The 9,199-nt window shown below is 62.5% G+C and carries 7 protein-coding genes and 1 pseudogene; 7 read left to right on the top strand and 1 reads right to left on the bottom strand.

Annotated elements, in window-relative coordinates; all coding sequences use genetic code 11:
- The 3 genes and pseudogenes from BRA42_RS00750 to BRA42_RS00740 form a co-directional block, all read left to right on the top strand.
- Positions 1-437: pseudogene (locus BRA42_RS00750) on the top strand (4Fe-4S dicluster domain-containing protein); the annotation flags it as partial.
- Between the two features lie 331 nt (positions 438-768).
- Positions 769-1,122 carry a VOC family protein gene (locus BRA42_RS00745; RefSeq protein ID WP_292410374.1) on the top strand — a complete coding sequence of 118 codons (354 nt, stop codon included), beginning with the start codon at positions 769-771 and terminating at the stop codon, positions 1,120-1,122.
- Between the two features lie 154 nt (positions 1,123-1,276).
- On the top strand, positions 1,277-2,008 hold the full coding sequence (locus tag BRA42_RS00740; protein ID WP_292410376.1) for a formate dehydrogenase accessory sulfurtransferase FdhD: 732 nt from the start codon (positions 1,277-1,279) through the stop codon (positions 2,006-2,008).
- A gap of 201 nt (positions 2,009-2,209) precedes the next feature.
- On the opposite strand, the gene BRA42_RS00735 is transcribed toward BRA42_RS00740, so the two are convergent.
- Entirely contained in the window at positions 2,210-4,852 is a 2,643-nt protein-coding gene (locus BRA42_RS00735) for an aminotransferase class V-fold PLP-dependent enzyme (protein WP_342770678.1), read from the bottom strand.
- A 146-nt stretch (positions 4,853-4,998) separates the two neighbouring features.
- Between BRA42_RS00735 and BRA42_RS00730 the strand changes: the two genes are divergently transcribed.
- The 4 genes from BRA42_RS00730 to BRA42_RS00715 all read left to right on the top strand — a co-directional run bounded on the left by BRA42_RS00730 (position 4,999) and on the right by BRA42_RS00715 (position 9,056).
- Complete coding sequence (locus BRA42_RS00730; RefSeq protein ID WP_292410380.1) at positions 4,999-5,307, top strand: DUF1894 domain-containing protein; 309 nt, start codon at positions 4,999-5,001, stop codon at positions 5,305-5,307.
- 129 nt (positions 5,308-5,436) lie between these two features.
- Positions 5,437-6,066: a DUF47 domain-containing protein gene (locus BRA42_RS00725; protein ID WP_292410382.1), complete on the top strand. Its 630-nt coding sequence runs from the start codon at positions 5,437-5,439 to the stop codon at positions 6,064-6,066.
- A gap of 69 nt (positions 6,067-6,135) precedes the next feature.
- On the top strand, positions 6,136-8,034 hold the full coding sequence (gene rqcH, locus BRA42_RS00720; RefSeq protein WP_342770677.1) for a ribosome rescue protein RqcH: 1,899 nt from the start codon (positions 6,136-6,138) through the stop codon (positions 8,032-8,034).
- A complete protein-coding gene (locus BRA42_RS00715; RefSeq protein ID WP_292410387.1) occupies positions 8,031-9,056 on the top strand; it encodes an mRNA surveillance protein pelota in 1,026 nt (341 codons plus the stop codon). The genes rqcH and BRA42_RS00715 overlap by 4 nt, the downstream gene beginning before the upstream one ends.
- The last annotated feature ends 143 nt before the right edge of the window (positions 9,057-9,199 follow it).

The following is a 9,199-nucleotide window of genomic DNA, read 5'->3' as shown; positions in this document are numbered from 1 at the left end:
AGTGGCGCGCCCGCTACTTCGAGAGCCTCGGTGAGGGGAAGGAGCGCCTCCAGAAGATCATGGAGGACTCGTCCCGGTGCACCAAGTGCTACGCCTGCATCGAGAGCTGCCCGATCTGCTACTGCGTCGAGTGCAGCACGAAGAAACCCTATCTGGTGGCGCCGGGCGTGCTCCCCGTGCCGTTCATGTTCCACCTGATCCGCTACGCCCACGTGGCGGACTCCTGCGTAAACTGCGGCCAGTGCGAAGAGAATTGCCCGATGGAGATCGCGAACTCGCTCTACATGCACGCCCTGCAGACGGACATGGAGAAGATGTTCGGCCACACCCCCGGTGTGAACATGGAGCTCCCGGTCCTCGCGCTCGTCGAGGAACAGGCGGAACGCCAGCGCCTCTCCGCGACCGGCAGCGACCAGATCTTCGACATCTTCAAGTAGCCGGAAGTCCGGGACGTGTAACGACCACTGAATAGACACTTGAGTTCCATAATAAACCCACGTTTGCGCCCGTGCCGGGGCGCAAACGAATCTGGCACCGCCCGGCGATGCGGAAGAGAACGCCCAAAGTTCTCTTTCGCGCCCGGACGGCCGGGAAATGCCCCCGCTCTTATTCAACGCTTCCGGCCCGGGCTTCGGCCGCACGACGGAAAGGCTGAACTACCGCAACTTCCTACGAGACTATCATGAACAGCCGGTGGTCCGGAGAGTTGCGGAGCGCCTGTTCACTCTCCGAGACGCTGACTGACTGCCGGGTATGGAGTAGAGTACGATGAAGTTTGTATGTCCGCTTATTGTTGTTCGTGACATAGCGGTTTCCAGGACTTTCTATGAAGAGGTTCTGGACCAGAAGGTCGGCTACGATTTCGACGAGAACGTATCGTTTGAGGGCGGTTTTGCGATACATTCTCGGTCGCACTTTTCGGACCTCATTGGTGTCGAGGAAGGCTCTATCGTCGAGGGGTCCCATAACGCCGAACTCTATTTCGAGGAGGACGATCTGGATGCTTTTCTTGAAAGGCTCAAAGGGATGGGCTCCGTGAGGTATGTGCACGAACTCATAGAGCAACCCTGGGGGCAGGGGGCTCTCGGTCGAAGAGACTGCACGGCGCACATCAATGCCTGAAGAGTTTGTCCGGCAGTGCGCCTGAGAAGGCCAGACATACCTGTGGTGCTTGAACGCCGGCAGAGTATAGTCTTCTTCCGTGCATGTTCTTGAGAAGATCGATCCCGTTCCCGGAATGATCCGGGTAGATGGAATGATACAAAAAGTGAAGACCATGTTTGAGAAAGTTTCCTGTATCTCTATCGGCGGCGGGCGGATCACCCTGGATGTCGCCGAAGAGGCGCCGGTGGCGGTCTTCGTCAACGGCCGACACCTGACGACCGTGATCCTGAGCCCGGTCGATCTTGAAGATTTCATCACCGGCTACCTCTACACCGAAGAGATCATCAGGAGCACCGATGAGATCGAGTCGGTCAGGATCGAGGAGAACCGGATAAGTGTCCTCACGAAGAACCCCTTCCGGAGGGGTACCGTGAAGAAGACCATCCTCTCCGGGTGCGGGGGGGCCGTCTCTTACATCGACACCCGGAAACTGCCCGCGATCAAGTCCGATCTTGCGGTCACCGTCCCGGAGATCGAGGCCGCCGTCGCCGCTCTTCCTGTGCCCGGGACGCTCGACGCGGTGGCGCTCGCGGACGGCGGCCGCATCTTCGCCTGTTCAAGAGACCTCGACCGGCACAACGCCCTCGACCGGGTGATCGGCCGGGGACTTTGTAGCGGTCTGGACTTCTCCCGGACGATTGCCGTCGGCACCGGCCCGGTCACCTCCGAGATGGTCCGGAAATGTCTGGTCGCCGACATCCCGGTGCTGGCCTCCACCGGGTTTCCGACCGCGCTTGCCGTGAAGATCGCTGGAGAGACCGGCCTCTGCATCGTCGGGTCCGCCGGAACCCCGGAGATGGCGGTCTACACGCACGCAGAGAGGCTTACGGGGATCGATGCGTAGAGCCGGGGACGTTCCCCCGGAGGACGAAAAAGGTCCGTAAAGGGTTGACTCCGCTGTGTCCCCCTGTTGTTGAGGGAACGCCCCGGCATGTCCAGTCCTGATGGTCTTCTACCACTGAGAATCCGAAGTTTGAGGAGGGTGAAGGCCGGGGCGAAGTGGGATTGAAGGGATGACTCTACCGACCCCACGACCGGAACCCTTTCATCGACCCCGGCTGATCTCGTCGACGGCCGCAACGAGGAGGTCGATCTCCTGCTCCGTCGTAAAGGCCGCGACACTCGCCCGCACCGTCCCTTCCGGGAGATGGAGGAACTCCATGAGCGGCTGGCAGCAATGGTGCCCCGACCGCACCAGGATATCCGCCTCCTCGTCGAGCGTCTGTGCGGCTTCCTGCGGATCGACGCCGTCGATGGTGAACGAGACGACCCCGATACGGGCTCCGGGCTTCTTTGCGGCGTAGACCGTGACCCCGTCGATCCGGGAGAGGCCGTCGATCAACCGGGCGGTCAGGCGCTCCTCGTGCCGCCGGACCCGCTCCATCCCGATCGCCGAGAGGTAATCTATCGCGACACCGAGCGCGATCCCCCCGCCGACGTTCGGCGTCCCGGCCTCGTAGCGCTGGTAGCCCTCCGCCGGCACATACCCGTCCGCCGTGACGTTCGCGACCATGCCCCCGCCGAGGACCGGCGGATCGATGAGCAGGTCCCGCATCCAGAGGACGCCGGTCCCCGTCGGCCCGAAGAGTTTGTGCCCCGAGAAGCAGAGGAAGTCGCAGCCGAGACGGGAGACGTCCACCGGCATGTGCGGCAGGGACTGTGCTCCGTCCACGAGGAGGAGCGCGCCGTACTTCCGGCAGATCCGGGCGACCTCGGGAACGGGTGTCGTTACGCCAAGGACATTTGAAGCATGGGTGACGGCAACGAGCCGGACGCCGCCCCGGGCGAGGGTCTCTTCGAGCGCGGCGAGGTCGAGCGCGTAGTCGGCGTCGATGCCGATCACATCGAGCGCGACGCCCTGCGTTGCAAGCGCTCTCCAGGGAAGGAGGTTCGAGTGGTGCTCGAGGATGGTGGTCACCACGCGGTCGCCCGACTTCCAGGAGAGGCCACGCGCAACCATGTTGATCGCGTCCGTGGCGTTCTTCGTAAAGACCGTGACCCCGACCTCTCCGCCGATGAACCGGGCCACCTTCTCGTGGGCATGCCAGTAGCGTTGCGTCGCGATCCGGGTCAGGCGGTGGACGCCCCGTCCGACGTTGGCCCGGTAGCGGTGCTCGAACTCGACGAGCGCCTGCACCACCGGTTCCGGCGAAAAACTCGTCGCTGCGTTGTCCAAATAGACGATGTCGCCGAGGATCGGGAAATCCTTCCGGATATCCTCCGGGGCGAATTCTTTTTCTGCCGGCAGTGCCGGACCCTGGGTTTCGATTGTCTTCATACATGCCGCCTGGGCCGCTTCCTTTGTGACCGGAGCCTCACAGAGGGTGAAGTCCTCGTTCACGCCGATGCCCCGCTCCCTGCAGATCTCGCGCATCTTCGGGGGCAGCGCCCGCCACCGCCAGAGCCCCCAACGGTAGTAGGCGTCCGGCAGGCCGTTCTTCTCCGCCCAGGATATAAGGAATTCGTCCCAGCGCCCCGTCAGTTCCGGGTGCATCTTCCGGAGACCCTCATACTCGCTCTCAAGCGCCGACGGGCAGAGGTAACAGCCGATCCGTTCGAGGCCCTTCTCATAGAGAGGGTTTATGGGGGCCTCGCGCCACCAGAGGTAGAGGAAGACCTCGAGCGCCCGCCAGTTCCTGATCGGCGAGACGTTCAACTGCAGGGGGTTTGCGGGGTTCTGGCTCGTCTCGTCGAGGTCGGCCCGGTTCCAGGACTCGTACCAGCGGTTCCCCTGGATGGTGACGCAGGGGCCGGTCCCGGCAAGGTAGATCTTCAGGGGGTGGAGTTTCAGGAGTTTGCAGCACCAGCGGCGGTCCTTCCCCGGCGGCCCCGCCTTCTCGACCGCCTGGAAGAAGTCGCCGCCCTTCCGGACGATCTCGACGCCCTGCGACGCCACGAACGCCACGGTCTCGGGGAGTTCCAGCCCGGTATCGATGAAGAACGCCTTCTCCACCCCGGCCTTTCGTGCAAGGTAGAGGGCGGCGGTGCTGTCTTTGCCGCCGGAAAACGAGACGTTCACGCACGGCCGGTCGTTCATGTGCTTCTTGATGGTACGAACCGCGTTTCGCTCAAGGTTCTTTAAGTGGTAGCGGTTCTTCTCGATCACAGCGTTCCAGTCCGGGTCGGGACGGTCGCGGGGGACGATGGAGACGAGTTCTTTCACCTTGATCTGCCCGTCCTTGACGATGCCGGTGCCGAACCGGTTTTTGTAGGAGACGATGACCGTCCCGTCGGGCAGGGGATTTTTCAAGGGGAACCGCTTTCCGCCGATGCGTCCCTTATGGGCGCTCACGGCGGGTTCGGCCTCAAGGTCGACGATGCCCCTTGTTGCATACGGCAGGACCTGCGGGAGCGCTTCGGGGGCGATGTCGAGGGCGAACTTCCGGGCGACCGGGTCGAACGAGAGCCAGCCGAACCGGTCGCCGTGCACGATCACGAGGTCGGCCCGGTCGGCGCCGCCGGTCTTGTTCAGGAGCACGACGTGCGGCAGGGGAATATCGCCGAACTTTTCGGCGAGGAGGCTCCGGATGAGGGCCATGTCCGCCGCGAGAGCGGGACGGACGTCGTACGGCTGCAGGAGCGCTATCTCCCGGACGCGCGCTCCGCAGGAGCAGGTGCGCCCGATAAGGGGTACGTTACACTGGTCGCACCAGTAGAGGACTTTTTTTACGGCCGGTTCGCGGATCACGTGAAGAATAATTGGTTGCTGCAGACATTAAGGAAACCGATGATCGGAGGGCGGCCGGGGTGCTGCCGATACCAGGGCCCGGGAACGACCGGGAGGACCGGACGTCAGCACAAAGTATATTCGTTCGAATGCGAACATTAAATGGAATGGCATCGCGCTGCGTAAATAACCTCGGTGGACAGGTGCTCCTTATGGATGTAACGCCTGATCAGGTGAACGACTATGTGCGAAAGCACTGCAAAGAGTATTACGAGATGACCCCGGGCTTTATCTTCAAGGACATCCGGGTGCTCTTAAAAAAACCCATGCTCGTCGGCATCCAGAACAAGAAGAAAAGGGTTCTGCTGCCGTTTACGAAGCCCTGCCCCGGATACGGAACGATGTTGTACGAGATCGCGGCAAAGGATGCCGACCTCGAGGTCATCCGCAACAACCTCGTAAAGGTCTCGGAATAAGGACGGGAACTTGACCCGGGGCATTCATTGAGCCCCGGATTACCCTGATTTCATCTTATCTCGCCGCTCCTCCAGGATGACGAACCGATCGCTATATACCCCGCCGGAAGAAACGTATAGCGATCAATTGTGGGCATCAAGGAGTGGGTAGTCCCTCAGGATAAGGTCTTTTTCGATCTCTTCGACAGAATGGCCCGGACGGTCGTCATTGCAGCCGATCATCTCGTGGAGTTCGTCGAGAACTATGAAGACGTGAAAGAGCAGTGTTCCCGCATGAAGCAGCTCGAGCACGAGGGAGACGACATCTCGCACGAGATCTTCGAGCAGTTGAACGTGACGTTCATCACACCGCTCGAACCGGAAGAGATCTCCCGTCTCGCGGCGGCACTGGACGACATCCTCGACTATATCGACGGCACCGTACAGCAGATGCACAACTACGGCATCACCGAGACCGACGACTCTATGGTCCAGCTTGCAAAGTTGATCCGGTTGAGCGTCATCGAGATCGAGAAGGCCGTCAACGGCATCAGGTCGATCAAGGACCCGGGCCTGATCGAAGATCGGTGCATCGAGGTGAACCGCCTGGAGAACGTTGCGGACGGCGTCCTCGCCCATGCCATCATGGACCTCTTCAAGACGAACGATGCGGTCACCATCATCAAACTCAAGGACATCTACGAGAACCTCGAGATAGCGACCGATAAGTGTGAAGACGTCGCAAACGTCCTCTCCGATATTGCCATCCGGCACGCCTGAGGGCCCTTCCGGTTACGCCCGCCGGCCGTACCCTTCTTTAGGTACCGAACCGAATGGTATCTGGAACTAATGGCAACACTACAGGGAATGAGCGGGGTCGATCTCCGGGCGCTGGTGGCGGAGGCGACCGAACGTCTTCCGCTCTGGGTCGGCAAGATCTACCAGTTCGACGCGAAGACCCTCGGAATCAGGCTGAACGGGGAAGACCGGGCGAAGTACCAGTTGCTCGCGGAGACGGGGCGGCGCACCTACTTCACCGCGGAGTTTCCCCCGCCCCCGAAGAACCCGCCGAGTTTTGCAATGCTGCTCCGAAAGCACCTCGAAGGCGGGAAGGTGCTCGGCATCCGCCAGCTCGGGCTCGAACGCACGATCAGCATCGATGTCGGAAAGCGGGACACGACCTACCACCTCATCTTCGAACTCTTCGATGAGGGAAACGCAGTCCTCTGCGACGAGGGGTATACAATCATCAAGCCCCTCTGGCACCACCGGTTTAAAAACCGGGAGGTGGTCCCGGGGGCCGTCTACGCCTTCGAGGGGTCCGACTGTTCGGCGCTCCCGCCCGAAGAATTCCAGAAGATGCTTGCCGGGTCCGACCGCGACATCGTCCGGACGCTTGCCGTCGGGTGCATGCTCGGCGGCGCGTATGCCGAAGAGGTCTGCCGGACGGCGGGCGTCGATAAGAGCGCTCACGCTACGGAGGTGGATGCAGAAACGGTTCGGGCGGCTCTCGACCGCCTGATGGCCGACGTCGAGAGGCGCCGGGAACCGGTGATCACGGCGTCCGGGTGCTGGCCGGTAGTGCTTGCCGGTGAGGAGGTCCGCGAGCGGTTTGCGACCTTCAGCGAGGCCCTGGATGCGTTCTACCCGAAGACGGCGGTCGAGAGAGAAGAAGTTGCGGCCGAGAAACCCCGCCTCTCCCAGGAGGAGGTGATCCGCCGGCGCCAGGCGGAGGCGATCAAGGGGTTCGAGAAGAAGATCGAGCGCTACGAACGGGTCGTGGCGGCGCTCTACGAGAACTATATGCCCGTTACCGAGATCATAACGACGCTCGATACCGTAAGCAAAAACCGCTCGTGGCAGGAGATCGAGCAGGTCCTCAAATCCCACCGTGAGAGCCCGGCGGCAAAGACGGTTCGTGCTGTCCACCCCGCCGAGGCGGCGGTGGAACTCGATCTATCGGGAGAGCGGGTGAAGGTTTATGTTCACGAGACGATCGAGCAGAACATCGGCCGTTATTACGACCAGATAAAGAAGTTCAAGAAGAAGAAGACGGGTGCGCTCGCGGCCATGGAACGAACGGTCCCCGAAAAACCCGGGCGGAAGCAGAACCTTGCCCTCCAGAAGAAGCGGTGGTACCACCGGTTCCGCTGGTTCGCCACCACCGACGGCGTCCTTGTCCTCGGCGGCCGGGACGCCTCTCAGAACGAGGAACTCGTCAAGAAATACATGGAGGGCGGGGACCTCTTCGTCCATGCCGATGTCCACGGCGGAAGCGTCGTCATCGTGAAAGGCCGGACCGAAAACCTGGACGAGGCCGCTCAGTTCGCCGCATCCTATTCCAACGCCTGGAAGGCCGGGCATTTCACGGCGGACGTCTACGCCGCCCGCCCCGATCAGGTGAGCAAGACCGCCGAGTCCGGAGAGTATGTGGCGAGAGGCGCCTTCATTGTCCGGGGAGAGCGGCAGTACTTCCGGAACGTCCCCCTCGGGGTGGCGATCGGACTCCAGACGGCGCCTGCGGTCGCGGTCATCGGCGGTCCGCCGGGGGCCGTCAGGGGACGGGCGAAGGTGTGGGTGGAACTCCGTCCCGGGCAGTTCGAGCCGAACGACACCGCAAAGAAGGTTGTCCGGACGCTCAGGGAGAGACTCCCGGAAGACGAGTGGAAAGGATTCAAGACCGCCCTGAATACCGAAGCGGTGGCCGCATTCGTTCCGCCGGGGGGCTCCGATATCGTTGAATCATGAAGGCTGAAGTTCGCGAGATACATAAGTCGTTCGGTGAGATACGCCTCTTTGCAGAGACGCTCGACGACCTCTGGCACCTCTCTCACCTGGTCGGTCCGGGGGACCTCGTCTTTGCGACGACCTTCCGGAGCGTGGAGGCGGCAACCGATAAACTCCGCCCGGAGAAGGCGGAGAAGCGGCCGGTCCGGCTCGGAATCCGGGTCGAGAAGGTGGAATTTCACCAGCACACGAACCGCCTCCGCATCGGCGGCGTCATCGAGAGCGGGGTGGACGTCTCCTCGCACCACACCCTCAACGTTGAGGCGGGGTCCGAGATCTCGGTCGTCAAATACTGGCGACCCGTCGACTGCGAGCGGATACGGCGGGCCGTCAGGGCCTCAGCGTACGACGTGGTCCACGTCGTGAGTGTCGAGGAGGGGGAGGCACAGGTCTACCGCCTGCGCCAGTTCGGCCCGGAGTGGGTGACCACCGTCGCGGCCGGGAGCAGCAAGGGCGCGGACACCGGCACCCGTCAGGCGCTCTTCGAGAAGACGCTCGACGTGCTCGCCGCGGTGACCGGGCCCCTGGTCGTCGCGGGCCCGGGGTTCGTGAAGGACGAGTTTGCGGAGTACGTGAGGGCCAGTGCGCCCGGTCTTGCGGAACGGATGCTCGTCATCGAGACACGGCGCATCGGGCGGGGCGCCGTGCAGGAAATCATCGGGCAGGGGGTCCTTGACCGGCTGATCGGCGACCTCCACCTTGCACGGGAGGTCAGGCTGATGGACGAGGTCCTGCTCCGGATCGCCACAACCGGCGCCGTCGCCTACGGCATCGACGAGGTCCGCAAGGCGGCCGCCTACGGTGCGGCAGAGACGGTGCTGGTCTCCGACACCCTGCTCCGCGACAGAGAGGCTACGGACGTCATCAGGGAGGCCGAGCGCGTCAACGCAACGGTCGTGGTGATGAGCACCGAATTCGAGCCGGGAGAGCGGCTCGCGGCCCTCGGTGGCGCTGCGGCGCTCCTGCGGTACAAGATCGCGTGATAACGGGTGTGGCCGGGTACGCGGCCCCCCTGTACGCCCCGGGGAATCCGGTGCATGAAGAACAATCACGAAATAACCCCGATCCGCCGGACCGGCGGTTTCGCAGGTTCCGGAGGTACTTACCTTTATAACCGGAGAACACC

It is taken from the genome of Methanoculleus sp. UBA374, assembly GCA_002508705.1.
GTDB classification, from domain to species: domain Archaea; phylum Halobacteriota; class Methanomicrobia; order Methanomicrobiales; family Methanoculleaceae; genus Methanoculleus; species Methanoculleus palmolei.
Note: the sequence above shows the minus strand (reverse complement) of the source record. Positions and strands in the feature narration are given on the sequence as shown.

Coding starts and splice junctions, on each gene's coding strand:
- rqcH (WP_342770677.1), top strand. CDS start 6,136: ATGGCAACACTACAGGGAATGAGCGGGGTCGATCTCCGGGCGCTGGTG.
- BRA42_RS00730 (WP_292410380.1), top strand. CDS start 4,999: ATGGCATCGCGCTGCGTAAATAACCTCGGTGGACAGGTGCTCCTTATG.
- BRA42_RS00715 (WP_292410387.1), top strand. CDS start 8,031: ATGAAGGCTGAAGTTCGCGAGATACATAAGTCGTTCGGTGAGATACGC.
- BRA42_RS00740 (WP_292410376.1), top strand. CDS start 1,277: ATGTTTGAGAAAGTTTCCTGTATCTCTATCGGCGGCGGGCGGATCACC.
- BRA42_RS00745 (WP_292410374.1), top strand. CDS start 769: ATGAAGTTTGTATGTCCGCTTATTGTTGTTCGTGACATAGCGGTTTCC.